Origin of the sequence: Salinicoccus halodurans (genome assembly GCF_900114445.1) — a bacterium.
Lineage (GTDB): Bacteria > Bacillota > Bacilli > Staphylococcales > Salinicoccaceae > Salinicoccus > Salinicoccus halodurans.
Genome location: NZ_FOTB01000006.1, coordinates 145372 through 168708, shown reverse-complemented (window position 1 = coordinate 168708; position 23337 = coordinate 145372). Strand labels below are relative to the sequence as shown.

Here is a 23337-nt window from a genome sequence, read left to right as displayed (position 1 = left end):
TTATGGAAAAGGCTTTATTATTTTTATTAAGAGATAGCTAATAACTAATCAAAGGAGTTTTATAAATGGCAGAGCGCAGGCTTTTTACTTCTGAATCTGTAACGGAGGGCCATCCTGATAAAATCGCAGACCAGATCTCGGATGCAATTTTGGATGAAATACTAAAAGGGGACGCACATGCCAGAGTTGCCTGTGAGACAGTAGTCAACACCGGCATGGCGATGATTGTAGGGGAGATCAGCACAAAAACCTATGTGGACATCCCTAAAATAGTAAGGGAAACGGTTAAGAATATCGGCTATATCGATGCAAAATTCGGATATGACTACAAAACCATGTCAGTATTGACGGGTATCGATGAACAGTCACAGGATATTGCACAGGGTGTCAATAATGCGGTTGAGACACGCGAGACAGAAGAAGCGTCTACAGGAGCAGGAGATCAGGGTCTGATGTTCGGATATGCATGCAGTGAAACCGAAGAGCTTATGCCTTTGCCAATATCACTTGCGCATAAACTGTCAAGAAGATTGACAGAAGTCAGAAAAGAAAATATTTTGGACTACTTAAGACCGGACGGCAAAACACAGGTGACTGTGGAATATGATGAGAATGATCATGTGAAGAGGGTAGACACGATTGTTGTTTCCACACAGCACCATGATGATATCCCGGTCGAACGCATTTATGATGATATCCTGAGCCATGTGATCGGGGCGGTCGTACCATCTGAGCTGTTGGATGAAGAGACGAAATATATCATCAATCCAACGGGTCGCTTCGTAATCGGCGGCCCGCAGGGTGATGCAGGACTGACCGGCAGAAAAATCATCGTGGATACCTATGGTGGCTACGCAAGGCACGGAGGCGGTGCGTTCAGTGGTAAAGATCCTACAAAGGTGGATCGTTCCGCTGCATATGCTGCAAGATACATTGCCAAAAACATCGTTGCTGCGAAAGTGGCGGATAAATGTGAAATTCAGCTGGCATATGCAATCGGGGTGAGTCAGCCTGTGTCCATTTCAGTCGATACATTCGGAACTTCTGAATACTCGGAAGAGGAGCTTACTGGTGCAATCAGAAAAATCTTCACATTGTCACCGGATGGAATTATCGAGATGCTGGATCTGAAAAGACCGATATACAAAAATACAGCAAGTTACGGTCACTTCGGCAGAAATGCCGAAGAATGCCCATGGGAAGCCATTGATAAAGTAGCCCATCTGCAGACGGAACTGAAAAAAGAAAAAGTGAATTAAAAATAGACCCCGGAAATTTTCCGGGGTCTTAAACTATTAGGTGGAACAGTGTTACTCTTCAGAGGATTCTTCTTCCATGCCGCCGGAATCCTCAGTTGTTTCCTCATCCATTGTGGAATCTTCTTCTGTAGTCGTGCCTTCTTCAGTTGATTCTTCTTCTGTAGATCCGCCACCGCCGCATGCACCTAAAACGAGTACTGAAGCAAATCCGCCCGCCAAGAGATATTTTCTGAGTTCCATAATGATAATCCTCCTAGTTTTTGTTTTTCTGCGCTACCTGCTGCAAGTATCCTATTCATGTTCATGAAAGTGCCTGCCATTTCTCTATATGTATCTGGCAGGTCAGTTGAATAGTACCCGGGTGATTTACCTCAAAACATATATGATTGAGTAAATATAATAACCTGGAAATCTTTACATGACTGACATATTTAAGGCTGCATCCGCATCCATTTCTGTTTGATTTTCCAAAGCTGCTTGATCATTTCAGGATCAAGTGGATATTTCTCTTCTTCATAGTTTTCGGAAGTGAATTTGTTGGGGTAGACACTGAAACTTTCGATCATGATTGTATTCACTTGTTTTTCCAGATGTGCCAAACTGTTTATGAAAGGAAACTCATCATATAGAGACAACGCTTCGAAAATATATTCATCCTGCTGGGAACTTTCAGAGATGATGATGGATGCAGGATCGTAATTGACTAATACGTCATTTATCATCGGCGGAAAATACTTATAATTTATAAAAAATTGCATGTTTACCTCACTTATATATTAATAATTTTGTTATAATGGACAAAGCCTTACTGAAGGCTTGAAATCATTATTTGGAAGGAATTGAAAACTCAATTATGAATACTGAAATTTTCACTAATCCAATCTTTATCGCGATTGCTGCAGTTTTACTGATTGTCGCGGTGGCTTTTCTGGTTTACTTTTTCAAGAACAGAAATAAAGTCAATGCACTTACTGAAGAGTATAGCAAGGAGAAGCAGGGATTGATAGAGAAATATGAATCCAATCAGGAAGAAGAACGCCTCAGTCACAAGAAAGAAGTTTCAACATTAAATGAAAAATATCATAATGATACAACCTTATTGAACAACAAACTTTCCAGTCTCCGCCAGTTTACGGTGGATAAAGGCGAGTATCTTACGGATCTGTCCCTCATCCAGCTCAAGGAGCGTCTTGTAAGAGATGAAAAGATCAGAGAGACGGACATGTACATCCTCTCAAACGTATATCTGCCATCCAGAAATTATACAAATACACGTAAGATCGATCATCTTGTGTTGACAAGGACCGGCATATACATGATTGATTCAAAATACTGGGGCGGGCATATCCTTCATGGTGTAAGTGAAGAGAACTTCGAAGACCTCCCTTACGTTGAATCTTTCTTTGATTTGCTGAATCTGGATAAAGCCAAAGAACAGACTCTGATATTTGAAAAAGCGGATAACCAGAATGTTTCTGTGAATCACTACAACCATACAATAGAAGAAACCAAGCTATCTGCTGAAAAACTTAAGAATATACTCAAGCTTCAATATGATGTTGTACCGATGATCTACTTCAATCCGATAGATAATGGAAATTATTCCATTTCGAATTATTCCGCGGATCCTTCCATCAAGGTACTTGTCGGTGAAGAAGAATTGGAAAACTTCTTCCTGAAGTATGTATTCCACGGAAGATTCCAGTATACTGTCAAAGAACTGGATGAAATTGCAGAAGAAATCTTCAGCCTGAATCCGTAAACGTATTCTTTGTTTTGATGCTTCAAAAGTCCTATACTTTTCATAGGGCTTTTTTTATTGCAAAATCATATATTTCCAAGGGGGAAGAACAATGTCTGAAAAGATAACAGTTATGAATCCTGCAACCGGGGAAGAGATTCGAAGCATTAAAAAAGATTCGAGAGAAGATATTGAAGCGAAGGTTGAAGCGGCACATCAGGCTTTTAAAAAGTACAAAAAGAAAAATGCCCATGACAGAAGTGCATTGCTGGTGGAATGGGCCAGGCTGATCCGTGAAAACAAAGATGAAATTGCAGAACTTATTACAAAAGAAAACGGCAAACCGATCGCAGAATCACTTGGTGAAGTGGAATATGCGTGCAGCTATATCGATTATTATGCTGAGGAAGGAAAAAGGACTTATGGCCGGACAATCCCTCCGCATGAAGATGATGTGAGACTCGTAGTGACCAGACAGCCGATAGGTGTTGTAGCCGCCATCACACCGTGGAATTTCCCGGTGGCCATGATGGCGAGGAAAGCCGCTCCAGCGGTGGCTGCAGGGTGTACATTCTTAGTTAAACCGGCGCGGGAAACACCTTTATCAGCGATGAAATTCCTGGATCTGGCGAAAGATGCAGGCTTCGAAGAAGGTGTCATCCAGTATGTGAATGCCTCAGGGAAAGATGCCGGAGAAGTCTTTTCACAGTCCGATAAAGTAATGAAACTGACCTTCACGGGTTCCACAGCCGTTGGTAAAAAACTTATGGAAGGTGCGGCTTCCACGGTCAAGAACATCACGATGGAACTGGGTGGACACGCACCGTTGGTTGTCCATAAGGATGCTGACCTTGAAACTGCAGTAGATCATGCCATTGCAACGAAATTCAGAAACTCCGGCCAAACATGCGTATGTGCAAACAGATTTTATGTACATGAAGATATTGCAGAGAAATTCAGTGAAACATTCAGTGAAAAAGTAAAAGACCTGAAAGTCGGCAATGGAATGGAAGAAGGTGTCCAGGTTGGTCCGATGATCAACAAAGAGGGCTATGATAAAGTGATGGAGCATATCAATGATGCCAGAGAAAAAGGCGGAACCATCACTGCAGGCGGAAACGGCGATCACTCCAAGGGATTCTTCATCGAGCCGACTGTCATTACCGGGGCAACGGATGAAATGATCATCATGAACGAGGAGACATTCGGTCCGGTCGCCCCCATTCAGACATTCAGCAATCTGGATGAGGCGATTGAAAAGGCAAATGATACAGAATATGGACTCGCAGCGTACTTCTTTACTGAAAGTTATCGTGCCGGCATAAAACTCCAGGAAGGGCTGAACTTCGGTGTGCTTGGCTGGAACAATGGTAAACCGAGTGCCGCTCATATACCGTTCGGTGGTCTAAAAGAGAGTGGAATCGGCCGTGAAGGTGGGCCTGAAGGTATAGAGCCGTATCTTGAAACAAAAATCACTTCAATGAAAATATGATAAAAAGTAAACGGCTCACCCTGAATCAGGGTGAGCCGCTTACTTCATGCTACGGAAACGCCGATCAGGAGACCGAGCGCCAATGCAACCAGACTGAAGAATATCGTGATGAAACTATATTTGAACAATTCATTGTATCTCTTTTCCCGGAGCAATGAAAGCTGATCCAGACTGAATGCGGAGTATGTCGTGAAGCCGCCGAGGAAACCAAAGATCATCAGCGTATAAAGCATGCTTGAAGTTTGAAGAAGCGGGGCGCATATACCCATTAAAAACGAACCGGTGATATTGATTGTAACCGTCCCGTACGGAATATTGAGTTGCTTAAATATTTTAAAATCAAGGATGACTGCCCGCAGCACTGCTCCGAGCGCAGCTCCTGCTGCCAATATAAATAAAGTCATTTGGTTCTGCCTCCTGCAATCTGCCAGCCTAAAGCTGCAAGTATAAGACCGCTCAAGAGATTGATGGCGATGTAAACTATAAACATGACATAATCTCCAATTGTAAGGAGCATGTACTGTTCATATGAAAGCATTGAAAAAGTAGTGAAGCTGCCTAACAATCCGGTGATCAGGAAATCTTTTCCGCGCTTTCTATTTTCAATTATCCTGTATAGGAAGAAACCGGCAGCAAAAGCGCCGGCCATATTCACCAGGAATGTACCAGTGAAAAATGGGAGGCCGGCAGATGCTGAAATCAATGAAATGGACATTCTGAGAACTGCACCAATCATTGCACCGGCTGCTATGTATAAATATCTTTTCAATGAATATCCTCCGCCCGTTTCATATGCATTTCATGCAAATTTATAAAAATCTATATATAATAGTAACATAAAGAGTGTACCGGAAGAGAGTGTGGAATCATGAACCAAGAAGTGAAAGTTGCAGTCATCGGCTGCGGAGTGACAGGAATATCCACGGTGAATCATATCGTTTCTGATGACAGGTATACAGGTTTCATAGATTTGGATTTATATGACAGGGAAGACCTGGCGGGGAAAGGGCCGGCTTACCGCAGCGACAGCGATCATCTGCTCATTAATATACCCACGGAAGAAATGCATCTGTCTGACGATGCCAATGATTACATTGAATGGTTGAAATCGAAAGGATATCCTCCTGCCAAGTATACAAGCAGAAAACAGTTTGGTGAATATACGAAAGAAAAACTGGAGTCACTGTTAGAAAGCAATGAAAATATCCATTTGATTTTTAGCATTGTGGATGATGTCAGCTATGATTCGGAAACAAAAAAGTTTACACTCACGGCGGGCGGTGAGGATAAAGTATATGATTATGTATTTGTGACCATGGGGATGCTCCGTTACAGCGATCCATATGATCTTGAAGGCATGAATGGATATGTACAGGATCCTTATCCCGTTATGGAAAAGATGGCTGACCTGAAAGGAGAAACCGGCATCATAGGCACAGGTTTATCGGCGATTGACTGCATCCGTTATCTTATATTGGAAAACAAAAAAGAAAGGGTATTCGTATTTTCCAGGAGCGGGGAAATGCCGTCGGTAAGGGGAGCGCATGCAGAAATTACATTACATCATTTTACGAAAGAGAAACTCCGGTCTTTACTCATTGGCGATGAGATTCCGCTTGAGTCGCTCAGGCAGCTGTTTCTAAAGGAAGTGGAAGCGAATAATGTCGATTACTCACTGTTGAAAAGAAGAACCGGTAATACTGTGAAAGATTTGAAATATGACATGGATCATCCTGAAAAGGTGGGACGACTGCATTACCTGATCATGGCGCTTAATCCTGTATTCAGCGAGATATTTCAATACCTTTCGAGAAATGATAAAAAGATATTCATGGATAAATATCACCCCTATATCAATGAAAACCACTCGCCAATGCCAAGGGAAGCAGCAGAAAAACTGATTGAATGGGTGAACGGGGGCAGGCTGTTCATCGTAGATGATATGGAGAGTGTAAAAAAGGAAAAGAAATTTTCCATCAGGGCAAATGAGAATGAATACTACAAAGTGGATACGCTCATAAACGCAACAGGTCCCGTTAAAGATATCAGGAAGGATATGGACGGCCTGGTCGGTGCATTATATGATCGTCAGCTGATAGGACAAAATGAGTTTGGAGGCATCATGGTGGACCGTGAAAGAAGTGTAATCAGTCCGAATATCGGTACGCTGGAAAAGATGTTTGCGCTTGGGGCATTGACGGTCGGTGCAGATTATATGTCCACTTCGGTGTGGCTGTTGATAAAAAATACAAAAAAATTATCAGACCGGTTTTACGATCGGTTAAAATAAAAATGTTCCGGAGGGTCTCCCCCGGAACATTTACTATTTACGGCTGAACAGTTTGTAGGCTGCAAGTCCGGCGAGAACTGCACCGCTTCCGATTGCCGCTGTTTTGAAAGCGGGATCTTTAGTGAATGATTTGAGAACCAGATTAATATTCTGCGGTCTTTCGGCAAGTCTTCTCATGAAATAGGCATACCACTGGTTGCCGAATGGAATATAGACGCAGACATTATATCCGCGTTCGACCAATTCCGTCTGAAGCTCTTTCCTGAAACCATACAGCATCTGGAATTCAAATCTGTCGTTCGGTATTCCCTGTTCATTGATGAACTCAATTGTGTCGTTGATGATATTATGATCATGTGTGGCGATGGATGTAAAGCCATCTCCTTCTGTCAGATGGACACGGATGAGCTGTTCATATGCATCATCTATATCTTCTTTTTTCTGCAGTGCGACTCGAGGGTTTTCTTTGTATGCTCCTTTTACGAGCCTTATCCTGTTATCTTTATACTTGTAAACATTTTCTGCTGAATTGTACAGATAGGATTGCAGCACTGTCCCGACATTGTCATATTCCTCCATCATCATATCTACGATGTGGACGGTAGTGTCATGGGATGTGAAATTTTCCATGTCTATATTGACGAACATATTGACATCTTTTGCTGCCTCAAGTATCTCCCTTACATTTTCAACACAGAAATCATAATCGATATGCAGTCCGATTTGAGTGAGTTTTATAGAAGCGGATGCATCAACACCATGATCATCTATGGCCTGGATCATGTTAAGTATATTGTTTTTTTCCTTGATTGCATCCGATTTTTCAGTTATGAACTCTCCTAAATTATCAAATGTTACACTCATTCCCTGACTGTTGATGTCTTCGAACCTCTCAATCGTTTCTTCGATTGTGATGCCTCCGACCACCTTGTTGGTTCCAAATCTAAGTCCCAGTTTTTTGCTTGCATCATTCAGCATCTGGTTTTCTGAAAGTGCAATGAAAATATCTCTTAATACTGGCATAGTCACCCTCCTCTTATTTAAGTACCATATTATATTGTACTCTTAAACATATTTTTTAAACAACTTTAATTTTTTGAAAATTAGTCATCTTCAGATCTATAGTGCTGAATATGATTTACATATGTTTCATTGATGCGTTCCATTTCTCTGAAATCTTCCTCCGTAAGATCACGGATAACCTTTGCGGGTCTTCCAAAAGCCATGGTGTTTGGCGGGATTTCAGTACCGGGTGTCACCAGGCTGCCAGCACCGATAAAAGCATTTTCCCCGATCACTGCACCGTCCAGTACAGTGGAGTCCATACCAATCAGCGCTTTCTTTTTAATCGTGCAGCTGTGGAGGGTCACCTTATGGCCGATTGTTACGTTATCTTCAATAACGAGTGGCATCCCCGGTGTTTCATGGAGAATGGAAAGATCCTGTATATTGGAGTTGTTGCCGATGCGTATCGGTGCAATATCCCCCCTTAACACAGTGCCGAACCAGACTGATGCTTTTTCACCCAGTTCCACATCTCCGATAACAGTCGCATTCGGCGCTATAAAAGCGCTTTCATTAATTTTCGGTGTCTTACCCTTGTAATTGATTAACATTTCCAATGTCCTTTCTCTAATCAGATTGTTATAATAAGTTTATCATAAGGATAGAAAAAATTTACGTGAGGAGCATTACGATGTGGAAATGGGAAACGGATCAGCAGCCAAAAGGAGTCATGGTCGTCATCCACGACATGATGGAACATCATGAATACTATGCGGACTTGATTTCACGTCTGAGACGTTCGGGCTACCATTGCATTACAGGAGACCTTCCCGGCCATGGCCAGACGACACGTGTCAATAAAGGACACATCACTGATTTCTCGCAATATACAGACAGGATTGATGAATGGTATAAAGTTGCTCATGATTACGGTCTGCCCACATTTTTGATAGGGCAGGGGCTGGGCGGATTGATTGCACTTGAAGCCGTCAGACAGAACAATCTGCAGATTGACGGCATTGTATTGCTGAATCCGCTTTTGTCATTCAAGCAGTCATTCATGAACAGGAAGAACACTTTGAAAACAAGTGTGCGGACATCGAGTGATGCAACCCGCTTCAACCCCGGTATAAAAATGAAATATTTCACAGAGGATAAAAAGTTCCTGGAGCAATATGAAAATGATGAATTGATTGTCAGGAAAGTCAGCTATCACTGGTACCGTACAGTAATCAATCAGATGAAGACGACCACTGAGCACCTTGATGATTTTCCGGATGTACCTGTACTTGCGATACTCAGTAAAAATAATGAGATCGTCGACCCTTATCTGTCGGCAAAATATGTCAAGCGCATCAATTCAAAGGAGATAGGAGTCCATATCCTTGAAGACGGGGAGCACAGTATATTCCAGAGAGATGCTATAGAAATCCCTTACTATCAGTTGGAAACATTCCTGAATATGCAATTATTCAAAATAGGCCTGCTAATATAGAAAAATGGATCAGAGACGTCTCTGATCCATTTTTATTTCCTGCTCTTTTCTATGCATAATATATAAGGGGCATCGTTTTGCTGATTTATGAATCGATACTCTAAAATCTGGGCTTCTTTTTGCGGCCACCGGGTCAGAAATTCGGTGAGTGCCTCTTTTTCAATTTTCCCCTCAGGGTGCCCGTGGTATACGACGATGATGATCCTGCCGCCCGCATCAAGTCTTGTAAAGAGCTTTTTAATCGCGGAAATCGTTGACTGATATTCTGTCGTTACTGTTTTATCCCCTTTGGGAAGATATCCAAGATTGAACATGGCAGCTTTGATAATGCTGCCTTTTTCCAGGTATTTCTCCGCATTGGCATGGGAATCTGGTATGAATTCTATATTTTCCAGCAGATGACAGCGTTTTTTTGCGTTTTCAAGAGCCTGCGACTGTATATCAAAACTGAGCACACGGCCGCGGGGACCAGTGAGTTCAGCTAAAAATGCAGTGTCATGACCGTTGCCGCATGTGGCATCTACAACGATATCACCAGGCTGGACAATATCTTTTGCCAGACTTTTAGCGTATGGCAGCACGCGTTCCAGCATCTACATCCTCCTCGTATTTTATGCCCTGGAATGTGTTTCTCTGTTTCAAAGCGTCATCAATACCATTCAGGACATTCCATTTATTTGTACTCCACATTGGACCGATGAGCTGATCGATCGGTCCGTCCCCCGTAATACGGTGAATGATCATTTCCGGCGGCAGAATCTCAAGCTGGTCGACCACGAGGTTCGTATAGTCATCCTGCGACAGGAAAGAAAGCATCCCTTTTTCATACTGTTTGATCATCGGAGTGCCTTTCAGCAAATGGAGCAGATGGATCTTAATGCCCTGTACATCCATGTGCGCAACCGTTTCGGCGGTTTCCATCATCATCCTGTGATCTTCACCGGGGAGACCGTTGATGATATGGCTGCACACGTTGATGCTGTGCTTCCTCAGTTTTTCGACGCCTTCCAGGTAGCAGTCCAGGTCATGAGCCCTGTTTATCAGTTTTGACGTTTTTTCATGGGCAGTCTGGAGACCGAGTTCCACCCACAGGTAAGTGCGGTCGTTAAGCTCTGCCAAATATTGAACGACCTCATCCGGCAGGCAGTCCGGCCGCGTACCGATTGAAAGTCCGACGACGCCGTCGATTTCAAGCGCAGCCTCAAACTTTTCTTTCAGGACTTCGAGCGGGGCGTGAGTATTGGTAAATGACTGGAAATAAGCGATATACTTCCCGTTTTTCCATTTTTGGCTCTGCATTCTGGACCTGATCTTTTCGAATTGGACGGGAATCGGATCGACCCGGTCTCCGGCAAAGTCGCCGCTTCCTGCAACTGAACAAAAAGTACAGCCGCCGTATGCAACAGTGCCGTCCCTGTTCGGGCAATCGAAACCGGCATCAAGGGCGACCTTGAATATTTTTTCATTGAATTTATTTTTAAGATGATAATTCCATGTATGGTATCTTTTATCATCGAAACTGTATTTGAATTTTTCCATTGTATCTCACCGACCATTTCCTATGTGGGATTGTATCATAAAGGTTGTACATAAAGTATAAAAGGTATACCATTTTTTTTGTAAGGGAATTATATAAATGAGTCAGGCGGACGAAAGGAACACATAAATGATAAAAGCAGATGGATTAACTAAACATTTCGGTTCAAAACCGGCTGTGGATAAACTCGATTTCGAAGTGGGGAAGGGCGAACTGTTTGCATTTCTGGGCCCCAACGGGTCAGGTAAATCAACGACAATAAGGATGCTGATGGGCCTTTTGGAGCCGACGGACGGGTCCGTCGAAATATTGGGCGAGGAAATGCGGCTGGATAAAACGGAGCTGAAAAGAAGAATAAGCTTTGTCCCCGACACTCCGGACATCATAGGCAAGCTTTCCGGCCGTGAATACTTGAATTTTGTAGCCAGTGTCTATGGAATGGGGCAGGAGGAATACAAGCAGGAACTGGAATTCTTTTTGGAACTGTTCGATCTGGAAGGAAAGCTCGACACACTCGTGAAAAATTATTCCCACGGCATGAGACAGAAGCTGGTGATCATCGGAGCACTGATGCATCATCCGGACATCATATTTTTAGATGAGCCGACTGTAGGCCTGGATCCGAAAAGCAACAGGAACCTGAAAAATTATCTGAGAGGCTACGTGGCGGATGGTCACACTGTATTTTTGACGACGCATACACTGAGCCTTGCGGAAGAGATTGCGGACAGGATACTCATCATTTATAACGGCGTCGCGAAAGAGTCGGGGACACTCGGAGAACTGAGGGCGCTCGTAGGCAAACCGGATGCCAGCCTGGAAGATGTATTTCTTGAACTGACAGAGGGGGACTGAGGCGCATGATCAGATCCATACTCAGAGTGGAGAAACGTTCCATGATCAACTACTTCAGGGCACTCAGCGATTCAAAAAAAGTGATCTATGGACTTGTGTCGGCGGTGATTGCTCTATTCATCGTTCCGAGTGTCATTTCGGTGCTCTCTCTCTTCATTTTCAATGCGCCGGATAAGCATTTAAGCGGCTTCATACTGCTGGCTTCTGCAGCGGCAGTTTTAATCTTGGCTTTGCTGGCAGTAAATTCGATCATCAAAGAAATGTTCATGGACCGCAATATTCAGCTTTATCTGACATTCCCAATTTCACCTTCGTCACTCTTCATGGCAAAATTCCTGAAACAGTGGCTCACCAATACCGTTTCGATCATGGCACCTCTGGGACTTGCTTTCGGAGTCCTGTTCGCGCTGAAGGAAGGACAATGGTTTTTAACCGTCACCCATCTGGTGTACTTCCTGCTGCTCAGCATCCTCTCCATGGCGGTTGCCTACGGACTCGTTTTTCTGGTGACGAAAATACTGCCTGCAAATAAAGTCAGCGAAGTGCTCACTTTTCTGGGGGGCATTTCATTCGTCCTCGTTTATGCAGTATTGATTGTTGGAAGTTCTTCCATAGAGGACATACTCGTGATGCTTCCTGATGCGGCGTTCATATACGATGGTTTCCTGTATAATTTAAATTTTGCAGGCGGACTGACCGGTATAGCGGTTTCCATCGTAACCGGGACTGTTCTGGTCATGGGACTCAGATCTTTTGTAGTCCACGCCTTCAAGTCGGGCTGGGTCGGTGAACACGGTGCAAAAAGGGAGAAGAAAAATGCATCCTCAGCCGCATCGACTCCGTTAAAAATATTGATGCTCAAGGATTTTAAGCTGACTCTGCGCGATTTCAAGGAATGGGCCGTGCTGCTTCCGCAGTATCTGCTCCCAGGCGTCATGATTTTTTTCATGTACACCAATTCGGCGGCGGGACCGGAATCCGGCAGTGTCAATATGTATGATGCCCAGATGATTGCAGTGTCAATATCCGGAACAATCATCATTTCACTGTATGCAGGTGCTTATAATACGGCACGCGATGCCGGACATTTTGAATTTTTAAAGACGCTGCCGATAAAATCTGCTGATATAGTCAAAGCGAAATATTTGTATAACATTTTAACGATTACGCCTGTCTATCTCGCAGCGGGTTTGATCGTCTGGCTCGTTCTGCCCATCAGTATGACTGCACTCCTTTATTCTATGGTGTTCATCATCCTTGTGTCCCTTGCCATGGTACCTGCCGGAATGCTTGCAGGCAGCACACAGCCCGTGGTGAGTACAAAAAATCCCACCAAGAGACTGGATACGGCGACCAATATCATTCTTTCATTCGTCATGGTGGTCTTTCTGCTGACGGCCGGGCTCATCTCATTGCTGTTTATGGGCGGCGGCGGAGAAATCAATTTTTTTATAATAAACATTGTACTGGCAGTGCTTGCTGCGGCAGCGGGAGCTTCTGTATTGTTCCTTAAGAATGTGGAAAAAAGGTATGACAAAGGATTTAATATCACCTATAAGGACTGATGTTGATGAGTAATGAGTATTATATGAAAAGTCCTGTCGGACATCTGAAAATTACAGAGCATGACGGTTTTATTGTCGGGCTGGATTATGTAGATGGAGAGAGTATATCTGAAAACGGCAGCACAAATTCCATCATCGACCAATGCATTGCTGAACTCGGGGAATACTTCAAAGGCAGAAGATCCCGGTTTGATGTACCAGTGGACCTGTCCTACAGAGGAACACCGTTTCAGCAGAAGGTATGGAACAGATTGTATGAAATCCCATTCGGTGAAACAATCAGCTATAAAACACTTGCCATGGACTGCGGAGGGCCGAACCATTCAAGGGCAGTGGCAAATGCGAATGGTAAAAATCCGATTTCCATCATTGTGCCTTGCCATCGTGTGATTGCACACGACGGGACACTCGGGGGCTATACAGGCGGATTGGATAAAAAAGAAACCCTGCTCGGAATTGAAGGAAGATGAATGCATCAAAGCATTTCACGAACCGAAATATACACCTTGCTAATTTTATGAATATATCTTATATTTATAAGTATCGGAAGTAGTAGGATGCATGCCGTTTGAAGAGAGCCGGCAATGGTGGGAACCGGCAATGGATGTATGTGAACTCGTCTGATTTCAATCTAATCTCATAAAAATTAAGCTGCACTTTAAAGTGAATGCGGGTGGTACCGCGGTTGTATGTATATATGATCGTCCCATGTCTTATTAAGACATGGGATTTTTTATATTAAGGGAGGAAATTATTAATGACATTCGATCATAAAGAGATTGAGAAAAAATGGCAGCATCACTGGGAAACGAACAAAACTTTTAAAACAGAGGATGAACTGGATAAGAAAAAATTCTATGCCCTGGATATGTTCCCGTATCCTTCCGGAGCGGGTCTCCATGTCGGACACCCGGAAGGATATACAGCAACTGATATCATCTCCCGCATGAAGCGCATGCAGGGCTATAACGTACTTCATCCGATGGGCTGGGATGCGTTCGGTCTGCCTGCGGAACAGTATGCGATTGATACGGGGAATGATATCACAGAATTCAACCAGATGAACATCAACAATTTCCGCCGTCAGATAAAAGAGCTCGGTTTCAGCTATGACTGGGACCGTGAAGTGAATACGACGGATCCGGAATACTATAAATGGACTCAGTGGATTTTCATACAACTGTACAATAAAGGTCTGGCATATGTTGATGAAGTGCCTGTGAACTGGTGTGAAGCACTGGGCACTGTGCTAGCGAACGAAGAGGTCATCGACGGATTGTCTGAGCGCGGCGGCCATCCGGTTGTCAGAAAACCGATGCGCCAGTGGATTCTGAAGATCACGGAGTATGCGGACCGCCTGCTTGAGGATCTTGATGACCTGGACTGGCCGGAGTCGCTTAAGGATATGCAGCGCAACTGGATCGGTAAATCCGAGGGGGCGAATATAAGATTCGGAATCGACGGTCATGATGAGTCGTTCACTGTGTTCACAACAAGGCCGGACACGGTGTTTGGTGCAACGTATGCGGTACTATCTCCCGAGCATGAACTGATCGATCAGATTACGGCGGACGGCAACAGAGAAAGTGTTAAGGACTATCAGGAAAGGGCGGCACGCAAAAGCGATCTGGAACGCACAGATCTTGCGAAAGTGAAAACTGGTACGTTCACCGGTGCCTATGCAATCAATCCATTTACGGATGAAAAGATGCCCATATGGATTGCCGACTATGTACTTGCTTCATATGGGACGGGTGCAATCATGGCAGTACCGGCGCATGACGAGCGTGACTATGAATTTGCCAAAACTTTCGACCTGCCGATCGTCGAAGTTGTCGAAGGCGGCGATATAGAGAAGGAAGCCTACACTGGAGAAGGCAGGCATGTCAACTCCGGAGCGCTTGACGGTCTGGAAAAGGACGAAGCGATCAGCAAAGCGATTGAAATACTTGAAGAGAAAAATCTCGGGGAAAAAGAGACGACCTACAAACTGCGTGACTGGCTCTTCTCACGTCAGCGCTATTGGGGCGAGCCGATCCCTGTCATCCACTGGGAGGACGGTACGATGAGCACGGTCGATGAAAAAGAACTGCCTCTGACACTTCCTGTAATGGATCGGATCAAGCCTTCCGGCACAGGGGAGTCGCCGCTTGCGAATAACGAAGAGTGGATTACCGTGACGCGTGAAGATGGTGTGAAAGGGCGCCGTGAGACGAATACGATGCCTCAATGGGCAGGAAGCTGCTGGTACTACCTGCGATACATCGATCCGCATAATACCGAAGAACTTGCTTCGAAGGAGAAGCTCGAGCACTGGCTGCCGGTCGATCTGTATATCGGCGGTGCAGAGCATGCTGTACTTCATCTGCTGTATGCGAGATTCTGGCATAAGGTCCTCTATGATATCGGTGTGGTGCATACAAAAGAACCATTCCAGAAATTGTACAACCAGGGGATGATCCTCGGTGAAGGTAATGAAAAGATGAGCAAGTCAAAAGGGAATGTCATCAATCCTGACGACATCGTCTACTCGCATGGTGCTGATACACTCAGACTGTACGAAATGTTCATGGGGCCGCTTGATGCTTCCATCGCCTGGAGTGAAAAAGGGCTTGACGGCGCACGCCGCTTCCTGGACAGGGTATGGAGACTGCTTATCAATGAAGATGGTTCTGTAAAGGATACTGTAGTGGACGAAGAGACACCGGCCCTTGATAAGGTGTATCACGAAACGATCAGGAAAGTCACTGATGATTACGAAACACTCGGCTTCAATACAGCGATTTCCCAGCTCATGGTATTTATCAATGAAAGCTACAAACAGGATAAACTGGGCAGGGAATATATCGAAGGTTTCATTAAGATGCTGTCACCGGTCGCCCCTCATCTCGCTGAAGAGATCTGGCATAAACTGGGTAACACCGGCACGATTTCCTATGAATCATGGCCGGTATTCGACGAAGCTAAAATTGTAGAAGAAGAAGTTGAAATCGTAGTACAGGTCAATGGTAAAGTGAAGGAGAAGATGAATGTACCGGCTGATGCGGGCAAGGAAGACCTTGAGCGCATCGCGATTGAATCCGACAAGGTTCAGGAAGTCATTCATGACAAGACGATCAGAAAAGTCATCGTAGTACCGGGCAAGCTGGTAAATATAGTGGCGAACTAATGGCGAACTAAAAAAACGGCTGGATAACTCATGTTATCCGGCCGTTTGCGCTGTTCCCGGCGACATAGCCGGTCACAAGGGCGCTGGTAATATTGTATCCGCCGGTGTAACCGTGGATATCCAGTACTTCTCCTGCAAAATAAAGACCTTCAATCAGCCGGCTTTCCATCGTCTGGGGTGTCACTTCTTTAAGACTGATGCCGCCGCCGGTGACAAAAGCCTTTTCGATAGACTGGGTGCCGTTGACGGTGAAGATGAAGCCTTTGAGAAAATCGATGATGGCTTCAAAGTCTTCGGATTTCAAATGGTGCCCGTTGGCTGCGCCGTCGATATTCAAATGTTTGAGCATGAAAAGGACGAGGCGTTCCTGGAGTTTACCCTTGAGTATATTTTTGATCGATCTGTCCTTATGGTCTGATATCTCTTTTTCAAGGGTATTCTTCAGTTCACCGCGGCTCAGCTCCGGATGGAAATCGATGGACATCCTGATTTCTTTTTTCTTCTGGGATTGCTGTTCTTTGTAGATGAACTGACTGCACCTGAGCACAGCGGGGCCGCTGATGCCAAAGTGTGTAAATATCATGTCCATCTGATGGGTGATGCGCGGTTTGCCATTTTTCTTAAGGACGGAAAGGGCAACATCATCCAGGCTGAGTCCTTTCAGGTCTCCCTCCTTTATGAAGGGTTCGTCTGAGAGGACGGGCACTTCAGTCGGGAATAATTCAGTGATAGAATGTCCCAGTGACTGGGCAAAGCGGTGGCCGTCTCCGGTAGAACCGGTATGCGGAACACTTTTTCCACCGGTGGTAATGATGACGTTCCCGGCGCTGAGCGCTGTATCGTCAGCCAGCCTGACGCCGGTGATTTCCCCGTCGGCCGCGAGGATTTCCCTCACCACAGTGTTATAGCGTATTTCCACATTGTTTTTCTCGAGTGCTTTTGTAAATACGTCAAGGACATCCTTTGCTTTATCGGATACGGGGAACATCCTGCCATGATCTTCTTCTTTGAGCGGGACGCCGCCGGTTTCAACAAAACTGATGATGCTTTCGTTATCGAAGGTGGAAAAAGGTCCGTAGAGGAACTTTCCGTTTCCGGGTATGTGACTTATGATTTCTTCGTACGGCAGCCTGTTGGTTACGTTGCACCTGCCTCCTCCGGATATCAGCAGCTTGCGGCCCGGATTTTTATTCTTCTCTATAAGCAGTACTTTCCGGTTGTTCTCTGAAGCGGCAAATGCTGCCATCAGACCGCTGACGCCGGCGCCGACTACGATGGTATGGTACATTGTAAGCTCTCCTTTTTGTTTGAAACTTGTATGCTTTCGATTATAATGAATATTATTCTGAATGTAAGAGGGATGTTAAATGTCTGATTCAAATAAATTAGTGAGAGGCACGTTTCTACTGACGATCGCCACTGTCATCACTAAAGTGCTTGGTATGCTTTACCTCATACCATTCTACAGTATCATGGGCGGTGAGGAAAATCTCGCACTGTACGGATACGCGTACACACCTTACACCATCATGCTGTCGATTGCAGCAGCAGGTGTACCCGGTGCAGTTTCTAAATATGTGGCAAAATATAATGCGCTGGGTGCATATGCCACAAGCCAGAAACTATACCGCTCCAGTCTTATCGTAATGCTGTCCTCCGGTTTCATCGCATTCATCGCTCTGTATTTTGCGGCTCCGTTCATCGCTGAACTGCAGATGCTTGCAGCAGGGGGAGGCGAGCACAGATGGAGCACAGAAGATATCACGGGTATTATCCGCGTTGTAGGCGTGGCTGTGATCATCGTGCCGTTCATGGCGACATGGCGCGGGATTTTCCAGGGATTCGAATCATTCGGACCTACGAGCGTATCTTCAGTAATCGAGCAGATCCTGAGGATTGCGTTCCTGCTCGGCGGTTCATTCGTTGTCATCTATATGGTCGGCGGCAGTATCCAGACAGCGAATGAAATTGCTGTATTCGCAGCGTTTATCGGAGGGCTCGGTTCACTCGCGACACTCTGGTATTTCTGGAGGAAGAGAAAGCATCATATCCAGAAGATGGTTGAAACGGATAAGACGGATTATGATTTTTCCTACAGGGAAATGTATTCTGAAATTGTCCGTTACGGCATCCCATTCATCATTGTGGGCATCAGTATCCCGCTCACAATGTTCATAGACCAGCTGACGCATAACAACGGCCTTGCAATGGGCGGCGTACCGGCGTCCTACCATGATGCATGGTTCGGCATGCTGAATCTGACAACACATAAGCTTGTAATGATTCCGACGGCATTCGCATCCGCGTTCGCAATCACGATACTGCCGTTCATCACTAAAAACTTCCATAAAGGAAAGCTTGATGATGTGCATCATCAGATCAAATTGATGATTCTCATGCTGCTGTTCTTCGCAATACCTGCAGCACTTGGGATGATGATCCTGTCTGCACCGCTCTATACATCGTTTTACAGCTATAATGAAATGGGTATAAAAATACTATTGTTCTATGCGCCTGTCAGTGTGGTCATCTCATTATTTTCCGTCACATGTTCAATTGTACAGGGAATCGATAAACAGAATTTGACTTTATATGTCGTATTGATCATGCTGGCTATAAAAGCGGCGATCAATATTCCGCTCATCATGCAGTTCCAGACAGTCGGAGCAGTAATGGGCACAGGTATTGCGCTTTCTATCGGCGTGCTGCTCAACTTCTATATCATTAAAAAGTATGGCAAATTCCATTTCAGGTCTTTGTTCAGACCTCTGGCGGAAATTGGACTCTACAGCCTGGTGATGCTGCTCGTTGTTGAAATCTTCTATTATGTATTCATCTTAAATCTTGATATTGAACAGAAGCTGAATTCTGTCATTGTACTTGCCATCGCCGTGCCTGTAGGCGGGCTGGTCTATCTAATCATATCCTTCCGGACTGGACTTGCAGATGAAATACTCGGAGCAAGGGCGGACAAGATCAGAAAGAAATTGAAGGTGTTGTAAAATGAGGCTGGATAAATATCTTTCAAACGCCGGCAAAGGAAGCCGTAAGGACGTAAAGACGAATATAAGAAAAGGCAGGGTGACAGTGGACCGGGAAGTGGTGAAAGACCCGAAGCGTGAAGTAGAAGGCGGGGAAGCGATCACGTTGAATGGCCTGCCGGTTATCCTGGAACAGGATATATACATCATGCTAAATAAACCGCGCGGCGTGATTTCATCAACTGAAACGGGGCCCACTCCTACAGTAATCGATCTGATCGATCACCCGCAGAGCGGGGACCTGTTTCCGGTCGGGAGGCTCGATAAAGATACTACCGGACTCCTGTTCGTCACAGATGACGGGCAGCTGGCGCATGAACTGCTCAGCCCGCGCAAAAAGATCGCTAAAACTTATATTGCGGATTTGAAAAAAGATGTATCGGAACTGGACTTGCAGAAGCTTGAAGAAGGGATTCCATTGAAGGATTTTACGACGGCTCCCGCCGAGGCCCTGAAAGTGGCAGAACGCAAAGTGAAGCTGACAATTACAGAAGGTAAATTCCATCAGGTCAAAAGGATGTTCGGGTATCTGGATAATGAAGTGATCGGGCTGGAAAGGATTGGATTCGCCTCGCTCAAGCTTGATGACACCCTCCAGAGAGGGGAATACCGCAGACTGAGCGCCGAAGAGATTGATAACTTGAAAAAATAAGTTTAAGGCTATTGCGAACGGGTAAATATTTATCATAGATTACTCACAAACCAAATATAATACAAGAGGTGTTTTAACATGGCTAGAAAATCAGGGGCTTTATTAAAAGTTGCGGCGATGCTTGGACTTGCAGTTGCGGCAAAACAATTGTCCAAGAAAGAAAACCGTGACGTCGTAGTTAATGAATATAACAAGGTGAAAGAAGATCCTAAAGGCTACGCTCAGAATGTACAGGAAAAATTCAACGAACGAACTGCACCTTATCAGGAAAAAGCAAAAGAGGAAATCGATAAGGTGAAACAGGATCCGAAAGGTTATGCACAGAACCTCCAGTCCAAAGCATCAGAACAGGCGGGGGCATATCAGGAGAAAGCGAAAGAGGAAGTCGAGAAAGCGAAGCAGGATCCCAAAGGCTACGCACAGAAAGCGCAGCAGAAAGCAAAATCAAAATTGAATTCTGAAAACGGTGATTCTGCAGACGCTGCCAATGATTACAACCAGCCGAACAATGATAACAGTAAAATTTCTCCTACACAGGGGGCAAGCAGTACAGATGAAAGTGAAGGTCATTATACCAAACCTGACAGAATGGATGGTGAAGGCCAGCTGACAACCGAACAGATGAATGAAGAATGGGTTTCCGAAGGCGGCATCCATCAGGATGAAGAACTTCAGGATGCAGTATCCCACGGCGGCCTTAATAAGGAAGCGTCGGGAAACGCTGAAGTCATCGAGGATCAGGGTGATAAGGATGACAGTCACAATATCCATGTAGTGACGGATGAGGATTCAGATAAGAATAACAATAAAAAATAATTTATGAGAATGACAGGGAAGCAGCAGATATTTTGCTGTTTCCTTGTTTTTATGTGTTTTTTTCTATATTATTGAAAAATAAGATTATGATACATACGAGCTGGGGGAGATTTCATGGATTACACAAATTTGGTCAGTCAATATAAAGATGATCTGATCAAGGATTTATTTGGTCTGCTGGAGATAGAAAGTGTCAAGGGGGAGCCGGCAAAAAATGCACCTGTGGGAGAAGGCCCCAAAGCAGCTTTGGACTACATGATGTCTCTCGGAGAACGTGATGGGATGATAAGCAGGGAAGTGGACAGCCTGGCCGGCCATCTTGAAGTTGGCCGGGGTGAGAGACTTTTCGGGATTCTGGGACATGTCGACGTTGTGCCTCCGGGAAATGGATGGGATACGAATCCGTTCGAACCGGTGCTGAAGGACGGCGAAATCATAGCCAGAGGTGTCCAGGATGATAAAGGACCGACGATGGCGGCCTATTACGCTCTGAAAATATTGAAAGAACAGGGCATGGATTTTCAATACAGGACACGCCTGATCATTGGTACGGATGAAGAGTCGGACTGGCAGTGCACGGATGCGTATTTTAAATCCGAGGAAATGCCGGACGCCGGATTTGCACCGGATGCCGCTTTTCCGATCATTCATGGAGAAAAAGGGATTACCACTTTCAATATCATACAGAAGCAGACACCGCTGGATGAAGCAGAGCCTAATATTGAGCTCAAAGTTTTGATTTCGGGTGAAAGATACAACATGGTTCCTGAAGAGGCTGAGGCGAAGCTTAAAGTGCTTCAGAACATGAGTGAAGTCATCCAGTCATTTGAGGACTTTTTAAGGCAGGATAATGTCGAAGGCGAATACGAAATAGATAATGGCTTTCTGAAACTGTCAATTACGGGACAGAGTGCACATGGTTCTACACCTGAAGCGGGTGTGAATGCAGGATTTATTCTGCTCAGGTTCCTCGACGGACTGGAACTTGATAATAATGCAACGGCTTTTGTGAAATTTGCGAATTCCAGAATAATCGATAACTTCGACGGTGGGGATTTTGGTATGTCACATTCACATGAGGAGCTTGGTGAAACAAGCGTCAATACCGGGATGATCAACTACACAGAGGTCGACGGCGGTATTTTTGGAGTCAATCTGAGATACCCTGAAGGATTGGATTTTGAAGCCGGACTCGAAAAATTGGAAAAAGAGATCCAGGAGGACGGATTCATCATTGAAGATGTCACCCATCAGGCACCGCACTATGTCGATAAAGAAGACCCACTCGTGCAGGTATTGCTTGATGCGTACCGCAATCATACGGATGATGATACCGAACCGTTTACGATTGGAGGCGGCACATATGCCAGGACATTGGAGAAAGGCGTTGCTTTTGGTGCAATGTTCAAAGATACGGCTGATACCATGCATCAGAAAAATGAACGGATGAGACTGGATGAACTGCTGCTTGCCACAGAGATATACCTGGAAGCACTTCATAGAATCTGTATAAAGGGTGAGATGGATGAAAATTAGTTTTTATAATGGTGAATTTAAAAATGATGATGAGCTGAGAGTTAAATATCAGGATCGTGCATTTTATTTTGGAGACGGGGTATATGAAGTCATCAGGTATTATGAGGGTGAGTTTTTTACACTGGATGAACATCTGGATCGTCTGATGAACAGTATGGCTGAAATTGAAATTGAAGGAGTTTCGAGGCAGGAACTGCTTGATATCGTGACGGAATTGAAAGAAAGGAACACCATTGAAAACGGAGCTCTCTATATACAGGTTTCAAGAGGGATACAGAACCGCAACCATGCGTACCCGGTGGATGTGGAACCAGTGGTGCTGGCTTATATTAATGAAGCCAGACGTCCGAGGACCCAGTCTGAAAACGGAGTGCATGTCATCACTTCCGAAGACTACAGATGGCTGAAGTGCCATGTCAAAAGCCTGAATCTGCTGGCCAATGTAATGGAGAAGGAACGTGCAGTGAAAGCAGGCGCCCATGAAACGGTGATGCATCGTGATCAAGTGGTGACAGAAGGGTCGTCGACAAATGTTTTTATAGTAAAAAATGGCGTTTTGAAAACACATCCTGCAAATAACTTCATCCTGAACGGGATTACTAGGCTTGAAGTATTGAAAATCGCAAAACAACTGGGTATTGAAACGGACGAAACGGGCTTCACTGTGGAGGAATTGAAAGAAGCGGATGAAGTGATAATCACAAGTACGACCCAGGAAATCACCCCTGTCGTCAAGATTGATGATACGATCATCTCCGACGGTCAAAGAGGAAGTGTCACAAACCGTATCCAGGAAGTATTTGATGCAAACATTCACAAATTAAACCTGGTTAAATAATGTTAACCTGAAATATTACCCTTTTAATTTTCAGGCGGTCCAAAGG

Annotated in this window: 23 protein-coding genes; 14 read left to right on the top strand and 9 right to left on the bottom strand. The window is 44.7% G+C overall.

Going from position 1 to position 23337, the window contains the following annotated elements; all coding sequences use genetic code 11:
• The first annotated feature begins 65 nt into the window (after nucleotides 1-65).
• Complete coding sequence (gene metK, locus BM271_RS13100) at nucleotides 66-1259, top strand: methionine adenosyltransferase (protein WP_046790515.1); 1194 nt, start codon at nucleotides 66-68, stop codon at nucleotides 1257-1259.
• Between the two features lie 51 nt (nucleotides 1260-1310).
• Here metK and BM271_RS13095 read toward each other — a convergent pair whose 3' ends face one another.
• Nucleotides 1311-1499: a hypothetical protein gene (locus BM271_RS13095; RefSeq protein ID WP_046790514.1), complete on the bottom strand. Its 189-nt coding sequence runs from the start codon at nucleotides 1497-1499 to the stop codon at nucleotides 1311-1313.
• 191 nt (nucleotides 1500-1690) lie between these two features.
• Nucleotides 1691-2017: a hypothetical protein gene (locus BM271_RS13090; protein ID WP_046790513.1), complete on the bottom strand. Its 327-nt coding sequence runs from the start codon at nucleotides 2015-2017 to the stop codon at nucleotides 1691-1693.
• Between the two features lie 95 nt (nucleotides 2018-2112).
• On the opposite strand from BM271_RS13090, the gene BM271_RS13085 reads away from it, so the two are divergent.
• Nucleotides 2113-3021, top strand: a complete 909-nt coding sequence (locus BM271_RS13085; RefSeq protein WP_046790512.1) for a nuclease-related domain-containing protein — start codon at nucleotides 2113-2115, stop codon at nucleotides 3019-3021.
• Between the two features lie 91 nt (nucleotides 3022-3112).
• On the top strand, nucleotides 3113-4492 hold the full coding sequence (locus BM271_RS13080) for an NAD-dependent succinate-semialdehyde dehydrogenase (protein ID WP_046790511.1): 1380 nt from the start codon (nucleotides 3113-3115) through the stop codon (nucleotides 4490-4492).
• A gap of 44 nt (nucleotides 4493-4536) precedes the next feature.
• Here the strand turns inward: BM271_RS13080 and BM271_RS13075 are convergent, their stop codons facing one another.
• On the bottom strand, nucleotides 4537-4896 hold the full coding sequence (locus tag BM271_RS13075) for a fluoride efflux transporter FluC (protein ID WP_046790510.1): 360 nt from the start codon (nucleotides 4894-4896) through the stop codon (nucleotides 4537-4539).
• The gene (locus BM271_RS13070) at nucleotides 4893-5261 is read right to left on the bottom strand and encodes a fluoride efflux transporter FluC (protein WP_052749871.1); all 369 of its coding nucleotides are present in this window, start codon (nucleotides 5259-5261) and stop codon (nucleotides 4893-4895) included. Before BM271_RS13070 ends, BM271_RS13075 begins: the two co-directional genes overlap by 4 nt.
• Nucleotides 5262-5360: 99 nt before the next feature.
• Here BM271_RS13070 and BM271_RS13065 point away from each other — a divergent pair, with 99 nt between their 5' ends.
• Complete coding sequence (locus BM271_RS13065; RefSeq protein ID WP_046790509.1) at nucleotides 5361-6782, top strand: FAD/NAD(P)-binding protein; 1422 nt, start codon at nucleotides 5361-5363, stop codon at nucleotides 6780-6782.
• Nucleotides 6783-6815: 33 nt separating this feature from the next.
• On the opposite strand, the gene BM271_RS13060 is transcribed toward BM271_RS13065, so the two are convergent.
• Nucleotides 6816-7805, bottom strand: coding sequence for a proline dehydrogenase family protein (locus BM271_RS13060; RefSeq protein ID WP_046790508.1), 990 nt, complete (start codon nucleotides 7803-7805; stop codon nucleotides 6816-6818).
• A gap of 80 nt (nucleotides 7806-7885) precedes the next feature.
• Nucleotides 7886-8398, bottom strand: coding sequence for a gamma carbonic anhydrase (locus tag BM271_RS13055; protein WP_046791514.1), 513 nt, complete (start codon nucleotides 8396-8398; stop codon nucleotides 7886-7888).
• 80 nt (nucleotides 8399-8478) lie between these two features.
• On the opposite strand from BM271_RS13055, the gene BM271_RS13050 reads away from it, so the two are divergent.
• Nucleotides 8479-9282, top strand: a complete 804-nt coding sequence (locus BM271_RS13050; RefSeq protein ID WP_046790507.1) for an alpha/beta hydrolase — start codon at nucleotides 8479-8481, stop codon at nucleotides 9280-9282.
• A 32-nt stretch (nucleotides 9283-9314) separates the two neighbouring features.
• Here BM271_RS13050 and mnmM read toward each other — a convergent pair whose 3' ends face one another.
• Nucleotides 9315-9875, bottom strand: coding sequence for a tRNA 5-(aminomethyl)-2-thiouridylate-methyltransferase MnmM (mnmM, locus tag BM271_RS13045; RefSeq protein WP_046790506.1), 561 nt, complete (start codon nucleotides 9873-9875; stop codon nucleotides 9315-9317).
• The gene (gene mnmL / locus BM271_RS13040; RefSeq protein ID WP_046790505.1) at nucleotides 9847-10821 is read right to left on the bottom strand and encodes a tRNA modification radical SAM protein MnmL/YtqA; all 975 of its coding nucleotides are present in this window, start codon (nucleotides 10819-10821) and stop codon (nucleotides 9847-9849) included. The genes mnmM and mnmL overlap by 29 nt, the downstream gene beginning before the upstream one ends.
• 127 nt (nucleotides 10822-10948) lie before the next feature.
• On the opposite strand from mnmL, the gene BM271_RS13035 reads away from it, so the two are divergent.
• The 4 genes from BM271_RS13035 (at nucleotide 10949) to leuS (ending at nucleotide 16408) form a co-directional block, all read left to right on the top strand.
• Nucleotides 10949-11674, top strand: coding sequence for an ABC transporter ATP-binding protein (locus BM271_RS13035; RefSeq protein ID WP_046790504.1), 726 nt, complete (start codon nucleotides 10949-10951; stop codon nucleotides 11672-11674).
• 5 nt (nucleotides 11675-11679) lie between these two features.
• On the top strand, nucleotides 11680-13239 hold the full coding sequence (locus BM271_RS13030) for a hypothetical protein (RefSeq protein ID WP_046790503.1): 1560 nt from the start codon (nucleotides 11680-11682) through the stop codon (nucleotides 13237-13239).
• Nucleotides 13240-13244: 5 nt separating this feature from the next.
• Complete coding sequence (locus BM271_RS13025; RefSeq protein WP_143544952.1) at nucleotides 13245-13709, top strand: methylated-DNA--[protein]-cysteine S-methyltransferase; 465 nt, start codon at nucleotides 13245-13247, stop codon at nucleotides 13707-13709.
• A gap of 287 nt (nucleotides 13710-13996) precedes the next feature.
• Nucleotides 13997-16408 carry a leucine--tRNA ligase gene (gene leuS, locus BM271_RS13020; RefSeq protein ID WP_046790501.1) on the top strand — a complete coding sequence of 804 codons (2412 nt, stop codon included), beginning with the start codon at nucleotides 13997-13999 and terminating at the stop codon, nucleotides 16406-16408.
• A 28-nt stretch (nucleotides 16409-16436) separates the two neighbouring features.
• Here leuS and BM271_RS13015 read toward each other — a convergent pair whose 3' ends face one another.
• Nucleotides 16437-17696 (bottom strand): BaiN/RdsA family NAD(P)/FAD-dependent oxidoreductase, encoded by a 1260-nt coding sequence (locus tag BM271_RS13015; protein ID WP_046790500.1) that lies wholly within the window; start codon nucleotides 17694-17696, stop codon nucleotides 16437-16439.
• Between the two features lie 79 nt (nucleotides 17697-17775).
• On the opposite strand from BM271_RS13015, the gene BM271_RS13010 reads away from it, so the two are divergent.
• From BM271_RS13010 to dat, 5 genes are all read left to right on the top strand, one after another.
• Nucleotides 17776-19410: a putative polysaccharide biosynthesis protein gene (locus BM271_RS13010; RefSeq protein ID WP_046790499.1), complete on the top strand. Its 1635-nt coding sequence runs from the start codon at nucleotides 17776-17778 to the stop codon at nucleotides 19408-19410.
• A gap of 1 nt (nucleotide 19411) precedes the next feature.
• A complete protein-coding gene (locus BM271_RS13005; RefSeq protein ID WP_046790498.1) occupies nucleotides 19412-20101 on the top strand; it encodes a pseudouridine synthase in 690 nt (229 codons plus the stop codon).
• A gap of 78 nt (nucleotides 20102-20179) precedes the next feature.
• Nucleotides 20180-20917 (top strand): hypothetical protein, encoded by a 738-nt coding sequence (locus BM271_RS13000; protein ID WP_052749870.1) that lies wholly within the window; start codon nucleotides 20180-20182, stop codon nucleotides 20915-20917.
• Nucleotides 20918-21031: 114 nt separating this feature from the next.
• Complete coding sequence (gene pepV, locus BM271_RS12995) at nucleotides 21032-22453, top strand: dipeptidase PepV (RefSeq protein WP_046790497.1); 1422 nt, start codon at nucleotides 21032-21034, stop codon at nucleotides 22451-22453.
• A complete protein-coding gene (gene dat / locus BM271_RS12990; protein WP_046790496.1) occupies nucleotides 22443-23291 on the top strand; it encodes a D-amino-acid transaminase in 849 nt (282 codons plus the stop codon). The genes pepV and dat overlap by 11 nt, the downstream gene beginning before the upstream one ends.
• Nucleotides 23292-23337 lie beyond the last annotated feature (46 nt).